A 23,345-nucleotide genomic window follows, 5' to 3' on the forward strand; every position below is an offset into this window, starting at 1 on the left:
GCCGAAACCGGGAGGCCCGTTTTTCCCGGACCGGGTTACATGTGGACGGCGCCCGGCGCCGCCTCGCCCTTCGGAACGCCCGGGCGCAGCATCAGGCCGCTGAGCACCGCACCCACCACGAAGATCACCGCGGCCCAGGTGAAGGCCGTCGTGTAGCTCTCGATCGACGCCTCCGCCGCCAGCTGCGGCGTCGGGGTCTTGCCCGCGACGTAGGCCGTGGCCGCGTTGCCGGCCAGGGTCGACAGCAGCGCCGTGCCGATCGAGCCGCCGACCTGCTGCGCCGTGTTGACCGCCGCGGACGCGACGCCCGAGTCGCGCGCCTCGACGCCGAACGTCGCGACGCTCATCGCCGGCGCCATCGCCAGCCCGATGCCGAAGCCCATGACCAGGAGCGGGCCCAGGACGCCGGACGCATACGTGCTGTCGAGACCGATTCCGCTCAGCCAGAAGAGGCCGGCGGCGGCGATCGCCATGCCGGTCGGCACCAGCGGCCGGGGGCCGAACCGCGGCAGCAGCACGGCCGTCGCCGTCGTGGCGGACAGCATCAGCGTCGCCACCATGGGCAGGAACCCGAAGCCGCTCTGAATCGGCGTGAACTGCAGGTTCTGCTGCACGTAGAAGGTCAGGAACAGGAAGATCGCGAACATGCCGATGGCCAGCAGGAACATCGCCAGGTAGGAGCCGCCGCGGTCGCGGTCGAGCAGCACGCGCAGCGGCAGCAGCGGGTGCTGGACGCGCTGCTGCAGCCACACGAACACGCCCAGCAGCACCACACCCGCGCCCAGGAAGCCCCACACCGACGCCGAGGACCACGAGTCCGACTCGGCGTTCGCGAAGCCGTAGACCAGCGCGAACAAACCGGCCGACGCCGTCACCGCGCCCGGCAGGTCCAGCTTCGGCCGCGGGCCCTCGTCCTTCTGGTTGCGCAGCAGGAGCGAGCTGCCGACAAACGCGACGACCGCGAAGATGATGTTCACGAACATGCACCAGCGCCAGTCGAGGTACTCGGTGAGCACGCCGCCGAGCAGCAGGCCGATCGCGGCGCCGCCACCGCCGATGGCACCGAACACGCCGAACGCGCGGCCGCGTTCCTTCGGGTCGGTGAACGTCGTGGTCAGCAGCGAAAGGGTGGCCGGCGCGAGCAGCGCGCCGAACACGCCCTGGGCCGCACGGGCGACGAGCAGCATCTCGATGTTGGTCGCCGCACCGCCGATCGCGGACACCGCGGCGAAGCCGGCCAGGCCGACGAGGAGGGCGTTCTTGCGGCCGAAGAGGTCCGCGAGCCGCCCGCCGAGCAGCAGGAGGCTGCCGAACGCGAGCGCGTAGGCCGTGACGACCCACTGCCGGGCGTCGTTGGAGAAGCCCAGGTCGACCTGGGCCGACGGCAGCGCGATGTTCACCACGGTCGCGTCCAGCACGACCATCAGCTGCGCGACGCCGATCATCACCAGGATCAGCCAGCGTCTGGCGTGGTGGGGGTTTTCGCCGGCGCGCGCGTCCCCCGGCGGCGCGGCGGCGAGTGTGGACTCGGGCATGGAGTGTCCTCACAGGAAGTGATCAGAAGATTATGTGGAGTAGGTATCTCCCCTTACTCGACCCAAGGTACACAAGAACCGGAGAGGACGCCTCTACTTCAGGGGCTAGACTGGACGGCATGGCACGGGACGCTGGTCCCGCCGCACCGGCGCGGCCGCTGCGGCGTGACGCTGAACTCAACCGCCGTCGCATCCTGGCGTCGGCCCGCGAGGTGTTCGGTCAGCGCGGGCTCGAAGCCACGCTGGACGACATCGCCCACCACGCCGGTCTCGGCGTCGGCACGGTCTACCGCCGCTTCCCCAGCAAGGAACACCTGGTCGAGGCCATGTTCGCCGAGCGGATGGAAGAAATCGGCGACCTCGCCGAGAAGGCGCTGCAGGCCGAGGACGCGTGGCAGGCCTTCGTCGACTTCACCTGGAAGTCGATCGAACTCCACTCGGGGGACCGCGGGCTGCGCGAGATCATGCTGTCGAACAAGTTCGGCCACGAGCACGTGGCCGAGGAAAAAGCGCGGCTGGTGCCGTTGATCACACGGCTCGTCGAGCGGGCTCAGGAGGCGGGCGGCCTGCGCGCCGACTTCTCCCCGACGGACACCCCGCTGGTGCACATGATGATCGGCTCGGTGATCGAGTTCACGTCCGCGGTGGAGCCGGACCTGTGGCGCCGCTGCCTCGCGATGCTGCTCGACGGCCTGCGCGCCCACCCGGGCGAGCCGTCGAAGCTGCCCCGCCCGCCGCTCGGCGAGGACGAAGTCGACGAAGCGATGTCCTGCTGGCGCCCCTGACTCAGGCGCAGTCCGCCAGGCCCGGCGACCTCACCGCACTTCGGGCACGGCAGCGGAAGCCCGCATCGCCGCAGCGTCGCGGGACTTCCGTACCCGCCGGCGGCTCACTCGGACGGGACGACCGCCCACATGACGATGTAGGCCACGAACTGCGGCCCGGGCAGCAGGCAGGACAGCACGGCCAGCAGCCGCACGGTGCCGGGTTTCATGCCGTACCGCCGGGCCAGGCCCGCGCAGACGCCGCCGATCATGCGGCCGTGGTGGGGGCGGGTCAGCCGTCGGGTCACCGGTGCGCTCATCGTCGTTTCCTTTTCCTCGAAGTTCCGATAGCTCCACTTCACCACCGGAGTACCCACTCCCGCATCGCTCCCGGGAAGGAAAGCTCCCTTAGGGGACGGCCCGATCCGAAAATCGTTCGGATGGCCGGCGAACTCCGCCGAATCCGGCCGGAATTCCGATGACCAGCGCGTTTCCCGGACGGACCGGCGGAAAATTTGAGAGATGTCCCCGTCAGGGCTGGTTTTTCGGCCCGATGCGGTGATACTTGCACCCCGTGTACCCGCGCCCGAAACGCTTGGCCGTCGCGATGCTCTGCGCCCTGCTCGCCGGTGGCTGTGCCGCCACCCAGGCCACCCCCGAACCGGATCCCGGGCCCACGCCGCTGACCGCCACCGACGCGCTCGGCGACTTCGGCAGCATCGACTACTGCAGCCTGCTGAACGTGCCCGCAGTGGCCCCCGGCGCGGTCGCCGTCCCGACGTTCGAGGACTGCCACGCCACCGACGGCCCGCGCACGCTCCGCGTCGGGCCGCTGGCCTTCGACTCCGACCCGAACATCAAGCCCTACGACTACCCCGGGTCCGTCCCCGACGGCGTCGCGGTCCAGCAGTCGATGTTCAACGACCGCAGCGCGTGCACCCGCGCCATCACCTTCGCCGACGGCACCCGGCTCGACCTGTCGGTCGCCGACGACGGTGACGACCAGGCCGCCCGCTGCGGCGTCGCGGACGCCGCCGTCGGCTCCGCGCTGGCCGCGATCACCGCGCGCAAGGTCGGGCGGCTGACGTTCCCGGATCGTTCGTGGGGCCGGGTGGCGCCGTGCGTCCTGCTCGACAACCACGACCTCGACGCCGCCGCGGGCCGGGCCACCCAGCCGTCGATCGGCCTCTCCGGGCACAGCTGCATCCGCGGGAAGGTCAGCTTCAAGCTGACGGTGGAGACGACGGAGCCGTCCGGCCCGGCCGAGCCGCTCGGCGGCCGCGAGGCGCGCGTCCGGGTGGCGGGCGCGTTCTGCCTCGTCGACACCACCCAGCCGGCGCCCGGGCTGCCGGGCCGCCGGGAACTGGCGGAGATCAGCGTGGTCGAGACGGCGGGCACGGCGGGCGACGGCACGTGCGCACTGGCCCGCACCGCGGCGACGTCGATCTTCCCCCGGCTCCCGACCCCCTGACGCGTCGTGAGTGGTAAGGCGGGTTCTAACCCGCCTTACCACTCACGACCGCTTCCGCCCGCGGGGTCAGCCTTCGAGGAGGTCCTCGATGGTGATCGGGATGTGCCGGACCCGGATGCCGGTGGCGTTGTACACGGCGTTGGCGACCGCCGCCGCCATGCCGACCGTGCCGATTTCGCCCAGGCCCCGCGCGCCGACCGCGTTGTGCAGGGTGTCGGGGTACTCGACGAACTGGACCTCGACCTCCGGGATGTCGGCGTTGACCGGGAGCAGGTAGCCCGCGAAGTCGCCGTTGGCGAGCCGGCCGTTCGCCTCGATCTCCAGGCCCTCGTGCAACGCGGCCGACACACCCCAGATCATGCCGCCCATGAGCTGGCTGCGGGCCGCCTTGTCGTTGATGATCCGGCCTGCGTCGAACACCCCGAGCATCCGGGACACCCGCGCCTCGCGCGTCCACTTGTGCACCCGGACCTCGCAGAACTGGGCACCCCACGAGGCGAACGAGTGCTTGGTCATCTCTTCGCCGGGCGCCGAGGTGCCGGTCACCTCGAGCGATTCGCGTCCCACGGCACGCAGCAGCTCACCGAACGTCATGGAATCCCCGTCGGCGAAGACGCGGCCGTCGGCGTAGGTGACCTGGCGGCCTTCGAACGGCGCACCCGGATCGGCGGCGAGGGCGACCAGCTCGTCGATCGCCTTGGTGGCCGCGAGCATGATCGCCGTGCCCGCGCTCGCCGTCGCCGTGGAACCGCCGGACATACCGCCCGGCGGGAGGGACGAGTCGCCGAGCCGCGGCACGATCCGGTCCGCCGGGATGTCCAGCGACTCCGCGCCCACCAACGACAGCACGGTCAGCAGGCCGGTGCCGGGGTCCGCGCCGCTGGTGGCGACGACGGCGGTTTCGTCCGCGAGCAACGTGACGCCGACCGTGGCCGGGAACCGCAGGGCCGGGAACACCGCCGTGGCCACGCCCGTGCCGACGAGCCAGTCGCCGTCGGTGCGCGTGCCCGCCGGGCGGTGCGCCCAGCCGAAGCGGTCCGCGCCGATGCGGAAGCACTCGTCGAGGTGCTTGCTCGACCACTGCAGGTCGTGCCCGGGCGGGGCGGTCGAGTTGTTGCGGACACGCAGCTCGATCGGGTCCATGCCCAGCTTCACGGCGAGCTCGTCGAGCGCGCTCTCCAGCGCGAACGAGCCGGGTGCCTCGCCGGGAGCCCGCATGAACGTCGTCGGCGGGAGGTTCAGCGGCACGATCTTCTGGGTGATCGACAGGTTCTTCGTGGCGTACCACTCGCGCGAGGTGCCGTGCGACGTCGGTTCGACGAACGAGCGGGCGGTGTCCGTGTGGCACCACGAGTCGTGGCGCAGGGCGACCAGGGTGCCGTCCGGCTCGGCGCCGATCGCGAGCTTCTGGATCGTCGAGGCCCGGCCGGCGGTGGCGGTGAAGACCTGTTCGCGGGCGAGCGCGGCCTTCACCGGCCGGCCGAGCGCCCGGGCGGCCGCCGCGGCCAGGAACGCCGGCGTGGACGTCCGCCCCTTGCCGCCGAACGCGCCGCCGACGAACGGGTTGACCGCGTGGACGGCTTCCGGGGGCAGCTCGAGGGCCATGGCCAATTCCACCGCCTGCATGTGCGTCGCCTGGTTCCCGCTGTAGACGGTCAGCACGCCGTCGTCCCACACCGCGACCGCGGAATGCGGCTCCATGGCGGCGTGGTTCTGCGTCGCCGTCGTGTAGGTCGCCTCGACGACCACCGGGCTCGCGGCCAGGGCGGCTTCGAACGATTCGACGCCGTCTTCGAGCACCTCGATTTCCGGGGGAGCCTCGCCGAAGGTCGGTGCCGCGGGTTCGGCCGTGTCGAGGTGCTCGGCGAGCGAGGTGCGGGCGGGGCGCGGGAGGTAGGTGACCTCGACGAGCCCCGCGGCGTCGCGAGCCTGTTCGAACGTCTCCGCGACGACGAAGCCGATGGGCTGGCCGTAGTAGGTGACTTCCCTGGTCTGCAACGGAACCCACGTCTCGCCGAAGGTCGGCAGGCTCGGCGTCCGCAGCGTCAGCGGGTCGAACGGCGTGTACACGGCGAGCACCCCGGGCGCGCCCTTCGCCGCGGAGACCTCCATCGCCTCGATCTCGCCGTGGGCGATCGTGCTGAGCACGACGTAGCCGTAGACCATCCCGGAGAAGGAGTGGTCGGCGCCGTACTTGGCCTCGCCGGTGACCTTCAGCGGCGCGTCCAGCCGGGTGATCATCGGGAACCCCCCTCGGTCAGTTCGAGCAGTGCGCGGACGATGGTCCGCTGCAGCAGCGGCACCTTGAACCCGTTCTCGGCCAGCGGTTGCGCGCCGTCGGCCGCCACCGCGGCGGCCGCTTCGAAGGTGGCCTGGGTCGCCGGGGCGCCCCGCAGGGCCGCTTCGACACCCGGCAGCCGCCACGGCACCGTCCCGACGCCGCCGGCCGCGACCCGGGCGTGGGCGACGATCCCGTCGCGGACGTCGAGCGCGACGGCCGCGGAGCACAGCGCGAACTCGTAGGACTGCCGGTCGCGCACCTTGACGTAGGTGGAGTTCGCGGCCCAGTCCAGCCGGGGCACGATCACCTCGGTGATCAGCTCGCCGGGGCGCAGGTCGTTCTCGACGGCGGGGGTGTCGCCGGGCAGCCGGTAGAACTCGCCGAGCGCGACCTCGCGGGTGCCGTCCGCGTCCACCAGCCGCAGGCGCGCGTCGAGCGCGACCAAGGCGACGGCGACGTCGCTGGCGTGGGTGGCCACGCACGCATCGCTCGTGCCGAGGATCGCGTGCATCCGGTTCGCGCCGGTGAGCGCGGAGCAGCCGCTGCCGGGCGCGCGCTTGTTGCACGGCATCGCGACGTCGCGGAAGTACGTGCAGCGCGTGCGCTGCAGCAGGTTCCCGCCGATGCTGGCCATGTTCCGCAGCTGCTGGGACGCGCTGAGCAGCAGGGCGCGCGAGATCGCCGGGTAGACGCCCGGGTGCGCGGCGATGGTGCCCATCCGCTCCAGCGCGCCGAAGCGCAGCCCGTCGGTGGTGTCGATGCCGCGCAACGGCACCTCGTTGATGTCCAGGACGTGCTGCGGGGTCAGGACGTCGAGCTTCATGAGGTCGACCAGGGTCGTCCCGCCGGCGAGGTACGTGCCGGGCGTGGCGACCGCCGCTTCGACGGTGGTGGGTGCGGTCAGCTCAAAGGGACGCATCGGCCCGCCTCGCCTGCTCGACGGCCTTGACGATGTTCGGGTAGGCCGCGCACCGGCAGAGGTTGCCGGACATGAACTCCCGCACGTCCTCGACGTCCTGCTCGACGGCCGCGACCGCCGACATGATCTGCCCGGCGGTGCAGAACCCGCACTGCAGGGCGTCCTGGTCGACGAAGGCCTGCTGCACCGGGTGCAGCCCGTCCTCGGTGGACAGTCCTTCGACCGTCGTCACGGGCTGCTTGACGGTGGCGGCCAGGGTGAGGCACGACAGCACGGGCTTGCCGCCGACGTGCACGGTGCAGGCCCCGCACTGGCCGCGGTCGCAGCCCTTCTTCGGACCGGTGACGGCGAGGCGCTCGCGCAGCGCGTCCAGGAGCGTGACGCCGGGATCGACGTCCAGGTGTTCGGTGGTGCCGTTGACTTGGAGTGAGATTTCCACTGGTCTCTTTCCGCGGAGCCGGGCGAGTCACCCGACGGTGTGGTGGGGACGGTGTCAGGGGGAGCGGATAGTCATCCGCTTCACTCGGTCGCGAGGCTAGCGGATTACAATCCGCTTCGCAACGAAGTGCGTGCGCTGGAGTTGCTCCAGCTCTCAGCTAGATTCAGCGGGACGACAAGACCACCGGGAGGGACGATGACGACGGGATCGGTCAGCCCCCGCCGCGCGGACACCCGGCGCAACCACGAGCGCATCCTCGCGGTGGCGGCGGCGTCGCTGGCCGACACGGGCGAGGTTTCGTTCAACACGATCGCCAAGCAGGCCGAGGTCGGCGTCGGCACGGTCTACCGGCACTTCCCGACGCCGGAGGCGCTGATCCTGGCGGTCTACCGGCGCGAGGTCCGGCAGATCGTCGACATCGTGCCGGTGCTGCTGGAGAAGTACGCCCCCGAGCAAGCGTTCCGGGTCTGGGTGACCGACCACGTCGCGCACTACATGATGACGAAGAAGGGGCTGGCCGACGCCCTGCGCCGCGCGACGGCGTCCCGGGGCGAGCTGCCGGTCGACGCCTACGAGGACATGCTCGGCGCGGTGACGACGATGCTCGACGCCAACCTGGCGGCCGGGACCGTCCGGCGGGGCCTGACGCCGATGCTGCTCATGCGCGGGATGGGCGGGCTGCTCCTGCTCGACCCGAACGGGAACTGGCAGCGCGAGGCGGCGGATCTCGCCGATCTGCTCTGGCACGGGATGGCCGCGCAACCGAGCTAGGCGTCGAGGTCGTCGAGGTGGACGGTCACCGTGACCCGGCCTTTTTCGTCGCGCCGCGCCACCGCGTGGCCGGTGCGGCCCTCGTCGTCGAGCTCGAGGGTGAGCGGGGCGCCGTCGCCGGTGAAGTTGCGCCACCACGACTTCGCGTCGGGCAGCCGGACGCCGATCGTCACGACGTCACCGCTTCGCCGGTAGCCGACGGGCGTGCTGAAGGTGCGGCCCGACCGGCGGCCCGTGTAGGTGACCTGGGTGAGGTGGCGGCGGACCAGCCGTCCCCAGCGCGGTGACGTCCGGAGCGTGCCGACGCAGGTGTTCAAGCGATCGACGGCGTTCTTCGGGAGCGGGCCTCGGTACCCCACGGCAGCCTCCTTCGGCGGGCTACCGCCACGGTACCGGAAAACGGAGAGCCTTGTTCCGGTTGTGGTGGAGCCGGACGCTCCACCACAGCGTCAGCTGGAGGTGGGGAAGTTGAAGCCGGCCTCGCTGTGCGGCCAGCGGGTGGTGACGACCTTGGCGCGGGTGTAGAACCGGACGCCTGCGGGGCCGTGGATCGGGCTGTCGCCGATGAGGGAGTCCTTCCAGCCGCCGAAGGAGTAGTACGACATGGGGACCGGGATCGGCACGTTGACGCCGATCATGCCGACCTTCACCTCGCGCTGGAACTTGCGGGCCGCTTCGCCGCTGGAGGTGAAGATGGCGGTGCCGTTGCCGTAGGGGTTGGCGTTGATGACGGCGATGGCTTCGTCGATCGTCTCCGTGCGGACGATCGCCAGTACCGGCCCGAAGATCTCTTCGCGGTAGGCGTCCATCTCCGGGGTCACGTTGTCCAGCAGGGACGGGCCGACGAAGAAGCCTCCCTCGTGGCCGTCGACCTTCAGATCGCGACCGTCGACCACGACCGTCGCTCCCTGTTCCGCGCCGCGGGCGACGGAGCGCACCACGCGCTCGCGGGCAGCCTCGGTGACGACCGGCCCCATGTCGCTGGCGGGGTCGCGGCCCGGCCCCACCCTGACCTCGCGGGCCTTGCGCTCGAGGAGCTCGATCAGCTTGTCGCCGGCCGCGCCGACGGCCACGCCGACCGAGACCGCCATGCACCGCTGCCCGGCCGAGCCGAACGCGGCGGCGGTGAGGTGGTCGGCGGCGTACCCGAGGTCGGCGTCGGGCAGCACGACCGCGTGGTTCTTCGCGCCGCCGAGGGCTTGGACGCGCTTGCCGGTCGCGGTGCCGCGTTCGTGCACGTATTTGGCGATCGGGGTGGAGCCGACGAACGAAACGGCGGCGACGCCGGGGTGGTCGAGGAGCGCGTCGACGGCGGTCTTGTCGCCGTGCACGACGTTGAAGACGCCGTCGGGCAACCCGGCTTCGGCGTAGAGGCGGGCGACGTAGCCGGAGGCCGAGGGATCGCGTTCGCTCGGCTTGAGGACGAAGGTGTTGCCGGTGGCGATGGCGATCGGGTGCATCCACAGCGGCACCATGATCGGGAAGTTGAACGGGGTGATCCCGGCGACGACGCCGAGCGGCTGGCGGAAGTCGTGGACGTCGACGTCGCGGGAGACCTGGTCGGAGAAGCTGCCTTTGAGGGCGTCGGCGATGCCGCAGGCGTATTCGACGACTTCGCGGCCGCGGACGATCTCGCCGCGGGCGTCCTCGACGACCTTGCCGTGTTCGGCGGAGATGATCCGCGCGAGTTCGTCCTCGTGCTGCACGAGCAGCTCGCGGAAGGCGAACATCACTTTGGTGCGCTGGGACAGCGAAGAGCTGCCCCACGTCTCGAAGGCCTTGCCCGCGGCCGCGACGGCGGTGTCCACATCGGACGCCTCGGCGAGGAGGACCGACGCTTGCTGCTGCCCGGTGGCGGGGTCGTAGACCGGGGCGGTGCGGGTCGAGCCCGCCGGCGTGGCGGTGCCGTTGATCCAGTGTTCGATGGTGTTCACGGTGCTCCTACCGGTAGTGGCGCTGGGCCTGCGTGGTGGCGTGTGGGTCTCGCGGGCCTGCCGATCCCGGCGGGTGGGGACCGGCAGCGAGCCGATGCGGGTTCACAGCAGCCCCACCGCGGTGTCGACGGCCTTGGCGACGTCCCCGTCGTGCGGGTAGAGCAGCGACCGCCCCGCCACCAGCCCCTGCACGGTCGGCTGGGTCAGCGCCCGCTGCCAGGCGGCGAAGGCCGCGTCCGGGTCCTTGACCTCGCCGCCGAGCAGGACGGCCGGCAGGGTCGAGGACGCGAGCACGCGTTCCATGTCGGCCACCACGGGGAGCTTGAGCCAGGTGTAGGCCGAGGACCGGCCGAGCCCGGCGGCGATCGTGATCGACTTGATCACGGCGTCGGGGGAGAGGTCGTTCTCGACGCGCCCGTCGACCCAGGTCGACAGGAACGGCTCGACCATCGCGATCAGCTTGCGACCGGCCAGTTCGTTGACCGCTTTTGCGGTGTTTTCCAGGACGCTGGGGGTGGCCGGGTCGCCGAGGCAGATCCGGGTCAGGGTCTTGCCGCCGTCGAAGCGCATCCGGGCGATGGTTTCCGCGTCGTAGCCGGCGAAGCGGTCGTCGATCTCGAAGCTCGACCCGGCCAGCCCGGTGCGGTTCATCGACCCGATCACCGTTTTGCCGTCCAGCACGCCGAGCAGCAGCAGGTCGTCGATGACGTCCGCGGTCGCCAGCACGCCGGTGACGCCCGGCCGCTCCAGTGCCAGGCACAGCCGTTCCAGCAGTTCGCCCCGGTTCGCCATCGCCGACGGGTGGCCGCCCACCGCGTTCGCGCCGCGGGCGGGGTGGTCCGCGGCGATGATCATCACGGCACCCTTGTCGTTGAAGGGCGATTTGGCCCGCACGCGGTTCGCGGCCGCCTCGGCGATCGCCTCCGGGTCGTGCACGCGTTTGGCGACGATGCGGCGCAGTACGTCGGTCACTGTGGTTCTCCCCCTTCGGTGGTGCCCGCACTCGACGATTCCAGCGCCGGAGGACTTTGTCAAGACATATGGACAACACGTCATCCCTACTGCGGCCCCGCGGGCGGTAGGCTCCGGAGATGAGCAAGACGGACGCCACCTTCCCCGCCTGGGATGCGGGCCGCGAGATCGTCTTGGACCCGGGCAGCCCGGAGCCGCTGTACTTCCAGGTGTCCCGGCAGCTGCACGCGGCGATCGAGGACGGCAGGCTGCCCGCGGGGGCCCGGCTGGGCAACGAGGTCGACCTGGCCGCGAGCCTGCGCCTCTCGCGCCCGACGGTCCGTCAGGCGATCCAGACGCTGGTCAACCAGGGCCTGCTCGTGCGGCGACGCGGGATCGGCACCCAGGTCGTCCGCACCAAGGTCGCCCGGCCGCTGCGGCTGAGCAGCCTGTTCGACGACCTCGCCGGGCTGGGCGGCAAGCCGGAGTCGGCGGTGCTGGTCAACCGCGTCGAAGAGGCCGGCGCCGAAGCCGCCGAGTTGCTGGAAGCACCCGGCCTGACGCACGTGCGCCGGCTGAAGCGGCTCCGCTCGACCGACGGCGAGCCGCTCGCGCTGATGAACAACTACCTGCCCGACGGCGTGCTCGACGCGAACGACGACGAGCTGCGCGAACGCGGCCTGTACCAGCTCCTGCGGTCGGCGGGAGTGCGGCTGCACGCCGCCGAGCAGCACATCGGCGCCCGGCTCGCGACCGAGGAGGACGCGGAACTGCTGCAGGAAGCGCCGGGGGCGGCGTTGCTGACCATGCAGCGCACGACCTACGACGACACCGGGCGGGTGGTCGAGTACGGGTGGCACGTCTACCGGGCGTCCCGCTACACGTTCAACCTTTCGCTGACCAACGGACCGCAGTAGCGAAGATCAGGGGCCGGCCAGCGGGATGGTTCCCGTCAGGCAGCCGTCGCGCTCGGGCGGGAGGACCAGCCTGCTGACGTCGTCGATGATCAACGCGTCTTCGCCGGTGTGGGGCCGGGGCGGCAGCAGCACGAAGAGCACCTGCCGCTGCCGGCGAGCGGCCGTCACCCAGGGCTGCGGGGCCTCGGAGAACTGGAAACCGACCGTGAGGCTGTGCTCGCCGGCGTGCACCGTCACCGCGGACGGCCCCTCCGCCAGCTCCACCTCGCAGCCCGCCGCCAGCGGCCAGTAGCCGTGCTCCCACTCCCACGTGGTCGGCGCCGCCAGGCCCGCACGGGCCAGGAGCCCGAGCAGCCGCCGGTGGTCGTCCCGGCGGGCCGGCTGCAGGAGCAGCACCGGGTAGGAGTACTCCTCCTCGTAGACCAGGATGTCGATCTGCCAGCGGGACGGCATCGCCGCGCCGGTCACGGCCGGGCCTGCCCGTCTCGCGGTTCGCCGCCGAGGCCCTGGCGCAGGTCTCCGCGACGGGCCGCCGCCTCCAGGGCCGCGGTCTCCTCCGGCGGGTCGGGGCGCAGCAGGCTGCCCGGCACCGCGTGCCCGGCGGCGCCGAGCTTGTTGGGTTTTTTCGGCACGGACGCTCCTTGGTAGGCCAGGGCCTTGCCGTCGAGCGGCTGGTGGACCTCGAGGTAGGTACCGTCCGGGCCGCGGGTGATGATCCCGGTTTCGATGCCGTGTTCGAGCACCTCGCGGTCCGACCGCTGCAGAGCGAGGCAGATGCGGTAGGTGAGCAGGTATACGACCGGCGGGGCGACGAGCAGCCCGATGCGCCCGGCCCAGGTGGTCGCGTTGAGCGAGATGTCGAACTCCAGCGCGATGATGTCGTTGAACGACGAGAGCGTCAGCACGCCGTAGAACACGAGCGCCATCATGCCGATGCTCGTGCGCACCGGGACGTCGCGGGCGCGCTGGACGAGGTTGTGGTGGACGGTGTCGCCGGAGAGGCGGCGTTCGATCCACGGGTAGGAGATCAGCGCCACGAACAGCACGGTCAGGCCGACCACGCCGGCGAAGAACGGCTGCGGCACGGTGTGGTTGCCGATGAACAGCTCCCACGGCGGGTAGACGCGCAGGAGGCCGTCCGCGAACCCCATGTACCAGTCGGGCTGGGAGCCGGCGGAGACCTTCGACGGGTCGTAGGGACCGAACATCCACACCGGGTTGATCTGGAACAGCCCGGACATCAGCGCCAGGATGCCGGTGACGACCGCGAAGAACGCGCCGCCCTTGAGCGCGAACACCGGCAGGATCCGGACGCCGACGACGTTGCTCTCCTTCCGCCGGACACCGGGGAACTGGGTGTGCTTCTGGTACCAGACCAGGGCCAGGTGGACGCCGACGAGCGCGAGCATGATCCCGGGCAGCAGCAGGATGTGGATCGTGTAGAGCCGGGGGATGATGACGTCGCCGGGGAATTCGCCGCCGAACAACGCCCAGTGCAGCCAGGTCCCGATCACGGGCAACGACAGCACGATCCCGGACAGCGTCGCGCGGATGCCGGTGCCGGAAAGCAGGTCGTCGGGCAGGGAGTAGCCGAAGAACCCTTCGAACATGCCCAGGATCAGCAGCAGTGCCCCGATCACCCAGTTCGCTTCGCGGGGACGGCGGAAGGCTCCGGTGAAGAAGATCCGGAGCATGTGCACCATCATCGCGGCGACGAAGATCAGCGCCGCCCAGTGGTGCAGCTGCCGCACGAAGAGCCCGCCGCGGACTTCGAACGACAGGTCGAGGGTGGTCGCGAACGCCCGGGACATCGGCACACCGCGCAGGTTCGCGTAGGCGCCCTGGTAGGTGACCTCCTGCATCGACGGGTCGAAGAACAACGTCAGGTACACGCCGCTGAGGAGCAGGACGAGGAAGCTGTAGAGCGCCACTTCGCCCAGCAGGAACGACCAGTGGGTGGGGAAGACCTTGTTGAACTGGTGGCGCAGGCCCGCAGCCGCGTGCAGCCGCCGGTCGGTGGTGTCGGCCGCCGAGGCCGCCGCGCGGGTGGCGCGGCCCGGCCCGCGGGTGGGGGCGGGGACGTGGCTGGGGCTCATGGCCTTCTCCAGGGAATTCAGTGACCGTCAGCCGTGCGTACCCGTGCCTGCCCGGGACAACCCCTGTTCTTCCCGGACGCCCGCCTTCGTGGTGAGCTTCCCGTCCACCGCGATCCCGTGCGCCTTCCCGGGCGTGCTCGGGGGCCGGTCCGGCGCCGGGGCGCAGGCCGCGGCGGCGAGCGCGAGGAACCCCGCGACCACCGCCGCGAGCCGGCGGCGGCTCGTCAGCGGCGGCGCCACCGCAACACCTTCCGGGCCGCCGAATACGCCAGGCCCGCCGCCAGCACCCACGGGCCCGCGACGATGATCGGATCCACCAGGTGGTGCTTGACGTCCGCGCGCTTTTTCCCCACCCGCGACGAGAAGCCGTGCCGGGTGAACTCGCTCAGCACACCGGTTTCGGTGACCGGGTTGTCCGGGCGGAGCGTGGCGAACGAGCGCAGGTGGCTTTCCCAGGCGTCCACCCGGTCGGCGGCCAGCAGGAGCAGCCAGTGCGCGGCGCGCCCCTCGCTGTACTTCCGGTAGGAGAACCGGCGCAGCGCACCGGAAAGGCCCTTCGGCGGGCACGACGTCCCGAAGACCGGAGTCAGGAACTTGTGCTCGATCGAGCGTTCCCGCGGCTGCTTCTCCGGCTGCCGCTCGGGAAAGTCCCAGTGCGCGCCGGTCTTGTCTTCCTGCCACTGCAGCTTCGGGACCGACGGCCGGTCCTTCGGGTCCAGGTCCGCGCCCCAGCCCGGGATGCGCGCGCGCAGGCTGTCGCTCGATTCGGCGATCGGCGGCCGCTCCGACGTGTACGTCATGGTCGTTCCTTCCTCAGCCGGCGTTCGGGACGATCAGCGGCTTGATGCAGCCGTCCAGCTTCGCGGAGAAGATGTGGTACCCCTCGGCGATGTGCTCCAGCGGGATGCGGTGGGTGACGATGTCGCTCGGCTTGAGGTAGCCGTTGCGGACGTGCTCGAACAGCCGCGGCCACTGCCGCTTCACGGGGCACTGGTTCATCCGCAGCGTGAGGCCCTTGTTGAGCGCGTCGCCGAACTTGACGGCGCTGAACATCGGGCCGTAGGCGCCCATCACCGAAACCGTGCCGCCCTTGCGGACGCCGTCGATGCACCAGTTGAGCGCCACCGGCGAGCCGCCCTGCAGCTTCAGCTTGGCCGAGGTGATGTGCTGGGTCAGGTTGCCGTCGGCCTCTGCGCCCACCGCGTCGATCGCGACGTCGGCGCCGAGGTGATCGGTGAGCTTCTTGAGGTGCACGACGATGTCGTCGTACTCGGTGAAGTTGTAGGTCTCGGCGTGGGCGAACGTGCGCGCCTTCTCCAGGCGGTTCTCCAGGTGGTCGATGACGATGACCCGGCCCGCGCCCATCAGCCACGCCGACTTCGCCGCGAACAGGCCCACCGGCCCCGCCCCGAAGACCACGACGACGTCGCCTTCGACGATCTCGCCGAGCTGGGCGCCGAAATAGCCGGTGGCGAGCGCGTCGGTGAGCAGGACGGCGTCCTCGTCGTCCATCCAGCCGGGGATCAGCGTCGGCCCGACGTCGGCGAAGGGCACCCGGACGAACTCGGCCTGCCCGCCGTCGTAGCCGCCGCAGGTGTGGGAGTAGCCGTAGATGCCGCCGACGGCGGTGGCGTTCGGGTTCACGTTGTGGCAGTTGGAGTAGAGCCCACGGGCACAGAACCAGCAGGTGCCGCAGAACACGTTGAAGGGCACCATGACGCGGTCGCCCCGCTTGAGGTTCCGCACCCCGGACCCGACTTCCTCGACCACCCCGATGAACTCGTGCCCGAACGTCGTGCCGACGCGCGTGTCCGGCATCATGCCGTGGTAGAGGTGCAGGTCCGAACCGCAGATCGCGGCCAGCGTCACCCGGATGATCGCGTCACCGGGGTGTTCGATCGCGGGGACGTCCTTTTCTTCGACACGGATCTTGTACGGGCCGCGGTACACCATCGCACGCACAGCGCCTCCTTCCGACGGGTCGTCGGCATACCCGGGCCCACCGTGGCTAACCCTCGGCGAACTCCGTGATCAACGCCGAGGTCACGCCCCCGGACCGCGCGGGGAACGTGTGCGCCCCCGGGACGGTGACGAACTCGCCGCCCGAGGCGGCGGCGAGGGACCGCGCCCAGGGTTCGGGGCTCAGCGTGTCCCGGCGGCCGCGCACGACGAGGACGGGGCAGCGCAGCAGCGGCATCGCCCGTTCCGGTTCGTCCCGCTGGGCCGAGCGGATCATCCGCAGCAGCCGTCGCGGCCCGGCGCGCAGGTAGTGCGGGACGGTGCCGGGCAGCGCCGACGGCGATTCGTGGACCACGTCGGCCAGGAACGCGACGGACAGGGGGCCGAGGCGGCGCAGCTCGGGCGGGAACGTCGGTCCGGCCAGCACCAGCGCCCGGACGAGGTCCGGCCGCCGCACCGCGACGGCGATGGCGACCTGCGCGGCGGTCGAGTGTCCGAAGAGGACGGAAGGGCGGTCCAGCCAGGCGGCGACGGTGCCGGCGATCGCGTCGATCACCGGCTCGCAGGCGAGGGGACCCGGCCCGCCGAAACCGGGGACGTCGAGGAGGTGGGCGCGCGTGGCCGCGGCGCAGCCGTGCAGGGTGTCGAGGAGGTAGCCGGGCGCGCCGAGGCCCGGCAGGAGCACGACGGGGGGACGGCCCGGGCGTTCGGTGCCGGCGGACACGGCTCGCACGCGGCCGGAGGTGCTCGTGGTGGACATCGGGGCCGGAGTACCCCGGAACAGCGGGGCACACACGGACGCGCTGGAGACGGAGCTTTCACGTGAAAGCTGCCCCGGACGGAGCTTTCACGTGAAAGCTCGGCGTCCGGGGCCTACGGTGCCGGTGTGCGGCGCAGGGCCAGGACCACCGTGTCGTCGGCGTGCAGGACGACGTCGTGCATCCGGGTCACCAGCTCCCGCGGCAGGGTCGCCGCCGGCCAGGCGCGGAGGCGTTCGGCCAGCGCCAGGAGCCGCGACTGCCCCTCGTCGAGGTCCTTGCGGCTCTCCACCAGGCCGTCGGTGTACAGCAGCACTGTGTCACCCGGTTCGAGGACCACGTCGACGAGCTCGCGGCTGCCGGGGTCGGGGAAGCCGACGCCGCGGCCGGGTTCGGGCGGGGGCAGCAGGCGGGCGGCGCCGGACGCCGTGACGAGCACCGGCTCCGGGTGACCGCCGTTCGCGAAGCGGGTGCGGCCCGTCGCCGGGTCGATGCGGGCCAGCAGGACCGTGGCCATCAGGCCCGGCTCGATCGCCGCCAGCGTGTGGGAGGCGTGGGCGATCAGGTCCGGGAACGGGTGACCTTCCAGGGCGAGCGTGCGGATCGCGTGGGTGGCGGTGAGGGCGTGCCGGGTCGAGGTGACGCCGTGGCCGACCGCGTCGACCAGGGTCACGTGCACCTGCCCGTCGGGGAGGACGAACCAGTCGTAGAGGTCACCGCCGGTCGGGGAGTCCTGGTCGGTCGGGGAGTAGTGGACGGCCGGCTCCAGGCCCGGCAGGGCGGGCGGCCGCGGGCGCAGCGCGTCCTCCAGCTCGCGGAAGATGGCCGCGTGCGCGCGGCGGAGCTGTTCGTCGCGCTGTTCGAGCTCGACGTACATCGCCAGCACGCCGCTGTTGGTTTCCGCGAGCTCGTGCTTCAGGTCCCGTTGTTCGTTGGCGAGGGTGTCGGCGCGGGCGACCAGCGCGAGCATCTCTTCGCGCGTCGCCCGGTCGTCGTCGGGGTCGGCGGGGTCCGTGGGCCTGCCGCCGGTGAGGTGCCAGGTCAGGGTCTCGCCGTCGCCCCGCTCGGGCAGCAGCGGCAGCGCGTCGCGGCTGCCCTGGCTCACGGCGTGGTCCAGCCGCACGGTGACGGCGAGCCGCCGGTCGGAAGCCGCCGTCGCCACGTGCACGGTTTCGCCCGCGGTGAGGGCCGGCTCGGCGAGCAGGGTCACGGCGAGCACCAGCCGCCCGCGGTCGTCGGCGGGCACGCCGGCTTGGGCGCAGGCGGTGCGCAGCCGCTGCCGGATCCGGGCCAGGTCGGGGCGCATCAGGCGGACCGGTCCGCACGCAGGGCGAGCGCGGCCGCGTCGTCGCGCGCGTTCCGGTGCCGGTGGGCGAGGTCCGCGGCGAGCAGCAGCAGGTCCGGGGTCCGGCCGGGAACGCGCCAGCCGGTGCCGACGCCGTCGGTGTGCAGGACCACGACGTCGTCGTCGGCCAGCGTCAGGTGCCGGACCGGCGCCGTCGGCAGCGTGAACCCGACGATGCCGGGCGTGCTGAGCAGCAGCCGGGACGGGCCGTCGCCGAGGCTCGCGCCGCTGACGTTGCCGACGCCGCAGAACTCCAGCCGCCGCGGCGCGATCCGCACGAGCGCGACCGCGGCGCCGCGGGTCGTGCGCAGCGCGCGGTGCATGTTCGTGAGCTGGTGCGACAGCGGGCGGTCCGGGTTCTCGGTGAACACGCGCAACGCGGCTTCGGCGGCTTCGGCGGCGTCGGGTCCGTGGCCGAGCCCGTCGGCGACGACGGCGGTCCGGCTGCCGGTGACGTCGGCCAGCGCGAGGGCGTCACCGCAGTACTCTTCGCCGTCGCGGGCCAGGCGGAAGTGCCCGGTCGCGCGGCGGGACGGCGGCGCGGCCGGGTCGAGCAGGCGGGCGGCGGCGAGCGTCCCGTCCGCGGGCGAGGACGTGATCCGGAACTCGGTCGCCATCCGCTTCACCGCGCCGAGGCCGGTGCCCAGGGTGGCGGTGGTCGTGTTGCCGTCGAGCAGCCAGTGGTCGAGGTCGGCCATGCCGGGGCCGTCGTCGGCGGCCAGCACGTCGACCCCGCGCCCGGTGAGCGACCGCTGCACGAACACCGAGCCGCCGCCGGTGTGCTTGTCGATGTTGCCGGCGAGCTCGGCCGCCACCACCGCGGCGCGGTCGGCCAGCGGCCCCGCGAGCCCGGCCGCGTGCGCGGTTTCGCGGGCGACGCGGGCAGCGGCGTACCCGGCACTGGGGTGGTCGACGCGGATCTGGCGCGTCAGGCCGGCGACGGTCGCGGTCATGGCTTCCAGCGCACGACGGTGACGGTGGTGCCCCGGCCGGGCGCGGTGTCGAGGTCGAAGTCGTCGACCAGCCGCCGGGTGCCGCCGAGGCCGTGCCCGAGGCCCGCGCCGGTGCTGAACCCGTCGGTCATCGCCTGCTCGACGTCGGCGATCCCGGGGCCCTCGTCCCGCACCCGCAGCCGGATCCCGAGCCGCCCGGCCGGGTCCCGCACGGCTTCGACGGTCATCGTGCCGCCCCCGCCGTGGATGTAGGCGTTGCGGACGAGCTCACTGGCCGCGGTGACGATCTTCGTCTGGTCGACGATCGTGAACCCGGCGGCGACCGCGGCCGCGCGCACGGCGTGGCGGGCCGTGAGGAGGTCCTCTTCCACCCGGACGGGGTGCTCGCCGGAGGGGATGGTCCGCTCGTCAGGACGCATGGGGCGCTTCTTCGGCGGGACGGCGCCAGCCCAGCAGTTCCATCGCCTGCTCCGCGTTCAGGGCGGTCCGGACGCCGGTGAGCGGGATCCCGAGCTCGGTCAGCGTCAGCGCGACGGCCGGGCGCATCCCGGCGACGATCATCCGCGTGCCGAGCAGCTGCCCGATGCCGGCCAGCTGCATGAGCACCCGGGCGACGAAGGAGTCGATGATCTCCAGCCGCGAGATGTCGATGATGACGCCGCGGATGTCCTCGTTCGCGACCCGTGTGGCCAGCTCGTCGGTGAACGCGAGCGCGGTCTTGTCGTCGAGGTCGCTCAGCAGGCCGCCGAGCAGGATGTCGCCGAGCCGCAGGATCGGCACGCCGGTGTTCACCCGGTCACCGGCCCCGGGCGGCCGCTGTCGCCGAGCAGCTGCATCGCGGTCGCCAGCGCGTCGGCCAGCGAGCCGCGGGTGACGATGTGCGAGAGGTCGATGCCCAGCTGGGTGATGGTCTGGGCGATCGACGGGCGGATGCCGCTGATCACGCATTCGGCGCCCATCAGCCGGACGGCGCTGACGGTCTGGAGCAGGTGCTGCGCGACCGCGGTGTCGACGGTCGGGACGCCGGTGATGTCGATGATCGCCACCCGCGCCTCGTTCGCCTGGATCGACTCCAGGAGGTTGTTCATCACGACCTGGGTCCGGGCGCTGTCGAGCGTGCCGATCAGCGGTACCGCGAGGACGTGCCGCCACAGCCGCACGACGGGCGTGGACAGCTCGAGCATCTGGCTGTGCTGCTCGCGGATGATCCGTTCGCGACCGGCGGAGTAGACCTCGAACGTCAGCACGCCCGCGCTGTCGAGCAGCTCGTTGACCAGCAGCGCGGCCCGGTAGCGCAGGGCGGAATCGTCGGTGTGCCGCTCGATCGCGCTCAGCATCGTGCGCTTGAGCGCGAGGATCGCCATCGCCGTGGCCGACGGCTGGGCGCCCGCGCGGGCCCGGCGCTCCGACAGCGACGTCAGCGCGTCCCGGACCGCGGGGTCCTGGTCGACGATCCGGGACACCGGGAGCGTGCCGCCCAGCGCCTCGCGGAGAGCTTCGAGCAGCTCGACGGCTTCGCGGCGCAGGTCCGGCCCGCTCCGGTCGCCGTCACGCGGCTCCTGTCCGGCCCAGTCCCGCGCCAGCGCGGACCGGTCTTCTTCCAGCATGCGCGCCAAGACCATGCGGACCTGGCTGTCGTCCGTGCCCAGCACCGACTCCTCCTCCGGTGTTCGGGCGCGCTCTGCTGTACGCCGACCTAAGTATTGCTATATAACAACAGTTGTATCAGGAATGCAAATCCGGGGGGTCCCCGGCCACCTCGGCCAGGGCCCGGTACTCCGCGAGCCCGGTGGTCAAGGCGGTCCGGCCCGCCGGGCTCATCTTGGCCAGCAGCGCCTCGACGCGGTCCCGCCGCCGGGCCCGCAGATCCTGCAGGTAGGCCCGCCCGCGGTCGGACAGCCGCAGCGTCAGCTCCCGCCGGCTGCGCGCGCTGGGCAGGCGTTCCAGGAAGCCGACCGCCTCCAGCCGGTCGCACAGCCTGCTGACCAGCGGCGGCGTGGAACCCAGGTGCTCGGCCAGCTCCCGCAGGTTGATCCCGTCGTGGCGATCCAGCGCAACGACCGCGCGCAGCTGCGATACCGACAGCGGACGCGGCGACACGTCCCGCTCGCCCTCGACCACCGACGCGAAGAGGCGCGCGAGGCTCGACACGCCAGCCGTCCCGTCCGGGGCGGGCTGCTCGCGGGATCGATCCACGGCGTCCACTGTGGCATCCCTATGCTGAACCGGCAGCACAGCTCACGCGACTCGCCGTAGACCGGCACCCCGGGGCGGCGCAGACTCGACAGACCGATCGGCGCCGGTGCGCGCGGAACCCGTGAGCAGGAGGCAGGCGTTGGACAGATCCCTGGCGGTGGAGCGTCTCCTGCGAGACGTACCGCCGCACGACCTGCCCGGCGCCCTGCGTTCGGGTTTGCGCGAGCACTTCGGCGCCCAGGCGGTCGAACTGCTGATGGCCGACTACGCCCTGACCGAGCTCTGCCGCGTGGGTGAGCAGCCCTACTGCGCGGAACCGATCCCGGTCGAGGGCACGACCCCGGGCGCGGCCTTCCTCGCGCAGGCGGCGACGTTCTCCCGCGACGGCGACCACGTCACCGGCTACCTCCCGGTCAGCGTCCGCGGCGACCGGCTCGGCGTCCTGGCCGTCACCCTGCCCCGGGAACCCGAACCGCCCGTGTGGGCCGAGCTCGAGCGGTTCGCCGAAGCGGTGGCCCACGAGCTGTTCGTCGCCGACCGGGACACCGATCTGTACATCCAGGCCCGGCGGTCGTCGCGGCTGACGCTGGCCGCGGAGATGCAGTGGCAGCTGCTGCCCGGGCGCGCGTGCACCCGCGCCGAGTTCGCGCTCGGCGGCCAGCTCGAACCCGCCTACGCCATCTACGGCGACTGCTTCGACTGGTCGGCTTCGGCCCGGAAGCTCGCCGTCACGCTGATCAACGGCATGGGGGAGGGCAGCGAAGCGGCCCTGCTGACCAATCTCGCGATCAACGCGCTGCGCAACGCCCGGCGCGCCGGGATCCCGCTCGACGCGCAGGCCGAGCTCGCCGACCAAGCGCTCTACGCGCACCATCGCGGCGCCCAGCACGTGGCCGCGCTGCTGCTGGAGTTCGACCTCCGCACCGGCTCGGTGGCCGTGGTCGACGCCGGCTCGCCCCGGCTCTGGCGGCTGCGGGACGGCAAGGCCGAGCGCGTCCTCTTCGACGAGCAGCTCCCGCTCGGCACGTTCGACGGCACGATCTACACGGTCGAGGGCTTCCAGGCGGCCGACGGCGACCGGTTCGTCTTCGTCAGCGACGGCGTCTACAACGCCCTCGGCCCGCACGGTGATCTCTACGGTGACCGCGAGCTCGCCGAGGCGGTCACCGCGACCGCCGACCTGCCGGCGGCGCACGTCCCCGGCGCGGTGCTGCGGGAGCTGTCCACCCGCCGCCACGGCAGCCAGGCCGAAGACGACGCGATGGTCGTGTGCCTCGACTGGTTCGGCTCGACCCCCCTGTCCGGCACCGGGAACGGGCCGGCGGTGACGGTGCGCCGCACCGACGCGACGCGGTGAACCCCGTGCGCCGGAGGTAGGCGGCCGCGGAGGGCTGCGGGCGGAGGCTGGGCGGGGCTGCCGCGGGCCGGTGGGAACCGAACTGCGGGCGGCGCGCCGGGCCGTCCGCGGTCAGGCGGCCGCCGCCGGTTGCAGCTCGCGGGGAGCCGTGCGGCCGGCGCTCGTGACGGCCGCGAGCACCGCGGCCGCGGCGAAGATCCGCTCCGCCGCGGCGCGGGCCGGGTCGTTCGTCGTTGCACCCGTCAGGCCTGGATCTCCTTGCGGTCGGACTGGGCGCCGCTGATCTCGATGCGCCGCGGCTTGGCCTTCTCGGCGACCGGGATGCGCAGCGTCAGCACGCCGGCTTCGTAGTCGGCGGCGATGCGGTCGGTGTCGAGGCCGTCGCCGAGGAACAGCTGGCGCGAGAAGACGCCGAGGGGCCGTTCGGAAACCTGCATCTCCACGTCGTTCCCGCCGGGGAGCGGGCGGCGCTCGGCCTTGACCGTCAGCACGTTGCGCTCGATGTCGAGCTCGATGGCGTCCGAGGCGACGCCGGGCAGGTCGAAGCAGACCACGAACTCGTCGCCGGCGCGGTAGGCGTCCATGGGCATCGCGGCCGGCTTCGACCAGGTTCCGGCGTTGCCGAGGACCTGCTGGGTGAGGCGGTCCAGTTCACGGAACGGGTCGGTGCGCATCAACATCGTGTCCTCCTTCTGGGTT

At 72.1% G+C, this 23,345-nt stretch carries 26 protein-coding genes; 5 read left to right on the forward strand and 21 right to left on the reverse strand.

Annotated features, from left to right (window positions below):
- Positions 1-35: 35 nt before the first annotated feature.
- A complete protein-coding gene (locus tag Q5425_RS36650; RefSeq protein ID WP_308676971.1) occupies positions 36-1,535 on the reverse strand; it encodes an MFS transporter in 1,500 nt (499 codons plus the stop codon).
- Positions 1,536-1,654: 119 nt separating this feature from the next.
- Here Q5425_RS36650 and Q5425_RS36655 point away from each other — a divergent pair, with 119 nt between their 5' ends.
- Positions 1,655-2,320: a TetR/AcrR family transcriptional regulator gene (locus Q5425_RS36655; protein WP_308676972.1), complete on the forward strand. Its 666-nt coding sequence runs from the start codon at positions 1,655-1,657 to the stop codon at positions 2,318-2,320.
- 104 nt (positions 2,321-2,424) lie between these two features.
- Here the strand turns inward: Q5425_RS36655 and Q5425_RS36660 are convergent, their stop codons facing one another.
- Positions 2,425-2,619 (reverse strand): PspC domain-containing protein, encoded by a 195-nt coding sequence (locus Q5425_RS36660; protein ID WP_308676973.1) that lies wholly within the window; start codon positions 2,617-2,619, stop codon positions 2,425-2,427.
- A 287-nt stretch (positions 2,620-2,906) separates the two neighbouring features.
- Between Q5425_RS36660 and Q5425_RS36665 the strand changes: the two genes are divergently transcribed.
- The gene (locus Q5425_RS36665; protein WP_308677086.1) at positions 2,907-3,770 is read left to right on the forward strand and encodes a hypothetical protein; all 864 of its coding nucleotides are present in this window, start codon (positions 2,907-2,909) and stop codon (positions 3,768-3,770) included.
- A 66-nt stretch (positions 3,771-3,836) separates the two neighbouring features.
- Here the strand turns inward: Q5425_RS36665 and Q5425_RS36670 are convergent, their stop codons facing one another.
- The 3 genes from Q5425_RS36670 to Q5425_RS36680 are packed head-to-tail and all read right to left on the reverse strand — an operon-like array spanning position 3,837 to position 7,409.
- Positions 3,837-6,011 carry a xanthine dehydrogenase family protein molybdopterin-binding subunit gene (locus Q5425_RS36670; protein ID WP_308676974.1) on the reverse strand — a complete coding sequence of 725 codons (2,175 nt, stop codon included), beginning with the start codon at positions 6,009-6,011 and terminating at the stop codon, positions 3,837-3,839.
- Positions 6,008-6,970 (reverse strand): xanthine dehydrogenase family protein subunit M, encoded by a 963-nt coding sequence (locus Q5425_RS36675; protein ID WP_308676975.1) that lies wholly within the window; start codon positions 6,968-6,970, stop codon positions 6,008-6,010. Before Q5425_RS36675 ends, Q5425_RS36670 begins: the two co-directional genes overlap by 4 nt.
- The gene (locus tag Q5425_RS36680; RefSeq protein WP_308676976.1) at positions 6,957-7,409 is read right to left on the reverse strand and encodes a 2Fe-2S iron-sulfur cluster-binding protein; all 453 of its coding nucleotides are present in this window, start codon (positions 7,407-7,409) and stop codon (positions 6,957-6,959) included. Before Q5425_RS36680 ends, Q5425_RS36675 begins: the two co-directional genes overlap by 14 nt.
- 195 nt (positions 7,410-7,604) lie before the next feature.
- Between Q5425_RS36680 and Q5425_RS36685 the strand changes: the two genes are divergently transcribed.
- Positions 7,605-8,180, forward strand: a complete 576-nt coding sequence (locus Q5425_RS36685) for a TetR/AcrR family transcriptional regulator (protein WP_308676977.1) — start codon at positions 7,605-7,607, stop codon at positions 8,178-8,180.
- Here the strand turns inward: Q5425_RS36685 and Q5425_RS36690 are convergent.
- The 3 genes from Q5425_RS36690 to Q5425_RS36700 all read right to left on the reverse strand — a co-directional run bounded on the left by Q5425_RS36690 (position 8,177) and on the right by Q5425_RS36700 (position 11,086).
- A complete protein-coding gene (locus Q5425_RS36690; RefSeq protein ID WP_308676978.1) occupies positions 8,177-8,539 on the reverse strand; it encodes a hypothetical protein in 363 nt (120 codons plus the stop codon). The two genes, Q5425_RS36685 and Q5425_RS36690, sit on opposite strands and share 4 nt — an antisense overlap.
- Before the next feature lie 90 nt (positions 8,540-8,629).
- Positions 8,630-10,114, reverse strand: coding sequence for a CoA-acylating methylmalonate-semialdehyde dehydrogenase (locus Q5425_RS36695; protein WP_308676979.1), 1,485 nt, complete (start codon positions 10,112-10,114; stop codon positions 8,630-8,632).
- Positions 10,115-10,216: 102 nt separating this feature from the next.
- Positions 10,217-11,086, reverse strand: coding sequence for an aldolase (locus Q5425_RS36700; protein WP_308676980.1), 870 nt, complete (start codon positions 11,084-11,086; stop codon positions 10,217-10,219).
- Positions 11,087-11,205: 119 nt separating this feature from the next.
- Between Q5425_RS36700 and Q5425_RS36705 the strand changes: the two genes are divergently transcribed.
- On the forward strand, positions 11,206-11,982 hold the full coding sequence (locus Q5425_RS36705) for a GntR family transcriptional regulator (RefSeq protein ID WP_308676981.1): 777 nt from the start codon (positions 11,206-11,208) through the stop codon (positions 11,980-11,982).
- A gap of 6 nt (positions 11,983-11,988) precedes the next feature.
- Here the strand turns inward: Q5425_RS36705 and Q5425_RS36710 are convergent, their stop codons facing one another.
- The 12 genes from Q5425_RS36710 to Q5425_RS36765 all read right to left on the reverse strand — a co-directional run bounded on the left by Q5425_RS36710 (position 11,989) and on the right by Q5425_RS36765 (position 21,244).
- On the reverse strand, positions 11,989-12,450 hold the full coding sequence (locus tag Q5425_RS36710; RefSeq protein ID WP_308676982.1) for a hypothetical protein: 462 nt from the start codon (positions 12,448-12,450) through the stop codon (positions 11,989-11,991).
- On the reverse strand, positions 12,447-14,078 hold the full coding sequence (locus Q5425_RS36715) for a cytochrome bc complex cytochrome b subunit (protein ID WP_308676983.1): 1,632 nt from the start codon (positions 14,076-14,078) through the stop codon (positions 12,447-12,449). The genes Q5425_RS36710 and Q5425_RS36715 overlap by 4 nt, the downstream gene beginning before the upstream one ends.
- 27 nt (positions 14,079-14,105) lie before the next feature.
- Positions 14,106-14,318, reverse strand: a complete 213-nt coding sequence (locus tag Q5425_RS36720; RefSeq protein ID WP_308676984.1) for a hypothetical protein — start codon at positions 14,316-14,318, stop codon at positions 14,106-14,108.
- On the reverse strand, positions 14,303-14,878 hold the full coding sequence (locus Q5425_RS36725) for a hypothetical protein (RefSeq protein ID WP_308676985.1): 576 nt from the start codon (positions 14,876-14,878) through the stop codon (positions 14,303-14,305). The genes Q5425_RS36720 and Q5425_RS36725 overlap by 16 nt, the downstream gene beginning before the upstream one ends.
- A gap of 13 nt (positions 14,879-14,891) precedes the next feature.
- Positions 14,892-16,031: a zinc-dependent alcohol dehydrogenase gene (locus Q5425_RS36730; protein ID WP_308677087.1), complete on the reverse strand. Its 1,140-nt coding sequence runs from the start codon at positions 16,029-16,031 to the stop codon at positions 14,892-14,894.
- Positions 16,032-16,086: 55 nt separating this feature from the next.
- Positions 16,087-16,797 (reverse strand): alpha/beta hydrolase, encoded by a 711-nt coding sequence (locus tag Q5425_RS36735; RefSeq protein ID WP_308676986.1) that lies wholly within the window; start codon positions 16,795-16,797, stop codon positions 16,087-16,089.
- 113 nt (positions 16,798-16,910) lie between these two features.
- On the reverse strand, positions 16,911-18,101 hold the full coding sequence (locus tag Q5425_RS36740) for a PP2C family protein-serine/threonine phosphatase (RefSeq protein ID WP_308676987.1): 1,191 nt from the start codon (positions 18,099-18,101) through the stop codon (positions 16,911-16,913).
- Entirely contained in the window at positions 18,101-19,093 is a 993-nt protein-coding gene (locus tag Q5425_RS36745) for a SpoIIE family protein phosphatase (protein WP_308676988.1), read from the reverse strand. The genes Q5425_RS36740 and Q5425_RS36745 overlap by 1 nt, the downstream gene beginning before the upstream one ends.
- Positions 19,090-19,512 (reverse strand): ATP-binding protein, encoded by a 423-nt coding sequence (locus Q5425_RS36750; RefSeq protein WP_308676989.1) that lies wholly within the window; start codon positions 19,510-19,512, stop codon positions 19,090-19,092. The genes Q5425_RS36745 and Q5425_RS36750 overlap by 4 nt, the downstream gene beginning before the upstream one ends.
- Complete coding sequence (locus tag Q5425_RS36755; RefSeq protein ID WP_308676990.1) at positions 19,502-19,885, reverse strand: STAS domain-containing protein; 384 nt, start codon at positions 19,883-19,885, stop codon at positions 19,502-19,504. Before Q5425_RS36755 ends, Q5425_RS36750 begins: the two co-directional genes overlap by 11 nt.
- The gene (locus Q5425_RS36760; RefSeq protein ID WP_308676991.1) at positions 19,882-20,745 is read right to left on the reverse strand and encodes an STAS domain-containing protein; all 864 of its coding nucleotides are present in this window, start codon (positions 20,743-20,745) and stop codon (positions 19,882-19,884) included. Before Q5425_RS36760 ends, Q5425_RS36755 begins: the two co-directional genes overlap by 4 nt.
- Before the next feature lie 73 nt (positions 20,746-20,818).
- The gene (locus tag Q5425_RS36765; RefSeq protein ID WP_308677088.1) at positions 20,819-21,244 is read right to left on the reverse strand and encodes a MarR family transcriptional regulator; all 426 of its coding nucleotides are present in this window, start codon (positions 21,242-21,244) and stop codon (positions 20,819-20,821) included.
- A 184-nt stretch (positions 21,245-21,428) separates the two neighbouring features.
- Here Q5425_RS36765 and Q5425_RS36770 point away from each other — a divergent pair, with 184 nt between their 5' ends.
- On the forward strand, positions 21,429-22,646 hold the full coding sequence (locus tag Q5425_RS36770) for a PP2C family protein-serine/threonine phosphatase (protein WP_308676992.1): 1,218 nt from the start codon (positions 21,429-21,431) through the stop codon (positions 22,644-22,646).
- Between the two features lie 242 nt (positions 22,647-22,888).
- On the opposite strand, the gene Q5425_RS36775 is transcribed toward Q5425_RS36770, so the two are convergent.
- Positions 22,889-23,326 carry an Hsp20/alpha crystallin family protein gene (locus Q5425_RS36775; RefSeq protein ID WP_308676993.1) on the reverse strand — a complete coding sequence of 146 codons (438 nt, stop codon included), beginning with the start codon at positions 23,324-23,326 and terminating at the stop codon, positions 22,889-22,891.
- Positions 23,327-23,345: the final 19 nt, after the last annotated feature.

The sequence above is a fragment of the Amycolatopsis sp. A133 genome, assembly GCF_031082405.1.
Taxonomy (GTDB): Bacteria; Actinomycetota; Actinomycetes; order Mycobacteriales; family Pseudonocardiaceae; genus Amycolatopsis.

Coding starts and splice junctions, on each gene's coding strand:
- Q5425_RS36775 (WP_308676993.1), bottom strand. CDS start 23,326: ATGTTGATGCGCACCGACCCGTTCCGTGAACTGGACCGCCTCACCCAG.
- Q5425_RS36740 (WP_308676987.1), bottom strand. CDS start 18,101: ATGCGCCCCGACCTGGCCCGGATCCGGCAGCGGCTGCGCACCGCCTGC.
- Q5425_RS36745 (WP_308676988.1), bottom strand. CDS start 19,093: ATGACCGCGACCGTCGCCGGCCTGACGCGCCAGATCCGCGTCGACCAC.
- Q5425_RS36685 (WP_308676977.1), top strand. CDS start 7,605: ATGACGACGGGATCGGTCAGCCCCCGCCGCGCGGACACCCGGCGCAAC.
- Q5425_RS36750 (WP_308676989.1), bottom strand. CDS start 19,512: ATGCGTCCTGACGAGCGGACCATCCCCTCCGGCGAGCACCCCGTCCGG.
- Q5425_RS36670 (WP_308676974.1), bottom strand. CDS start 6,011: ATGATCACCCGGCTGGACGCGCCGCTGAAGGTCACCGGCGAGGCCAAG.
- Q5425_RS36705 (WP_308676981.1), top strand. CDS start 11,206: ATGAGCAAGACGGACGCCACCTTCCCCGCCTGGGATGCGGGCCGCGAG.
- Q5425_RS36650 (WP_308676971.1), bottom strand. CDS start 1,535: ATGCCCGAGTCCACACTCGCCGCCGCGCCGCCGGGGGACGCGCGCGCC.
- Q5425_RS36660 (WP_308676973.1), bottom strand. CDS start 2,619: ATGAGCGCACCGGTGACCCGACGGCTGACCCGCCCCCACCACGGCCGC.
- Q5425_RS36655 (WP_308676972.1), top strand. CDS start 1,655: ATGGCACGGGACGCTGGTCCCGCCGCACCGGCGCGGCCGCTGCGGCGT.
- Q5425_RS36665 (WP_308677086.1), top strand. CDS start 2,907: ATGCTCTGCGCCCTGCTCGCCGGTGGCTGTGCCGCCACCCAGGCCACC.
- Q5425_RS36725 (WP_308676985.1), bottom strand. CDS start 14,878: ATGACGTACACGTCGGAGCGGCCGCCGATCGCCGAATCGAGCGACAGC.
- Q5425_RS36675 (WP_308676975.1), bottom strand. CDS start 6,970: ATGCGTCCCTTTGAGCTGACCGCACCCACCACCGTCGAAGCGGCGGTC.
- Q5425_RS36730 (WP_308677087.1), bottom strand. CDS start 16,031: ATGGTGTACCGCGGCCCGTACAAGATCCGTGTCGAAGAAAAGGACGTC.
- Q5425_RS36735 (WP_308676986.1), bottom strand. CDS start 16,797: ATGTCCACCACGAGCACCTCCGGCCGCGTGCGAGCCGTGTCCGCCGGC.
- Q5425_RS36715 (WP_308676983.1), bottom strand. CDS start 14,078: ATGAGCCCCAGCCACGTCCCCGCCCCCACCCGCGGGCCGGGCCGCGCC.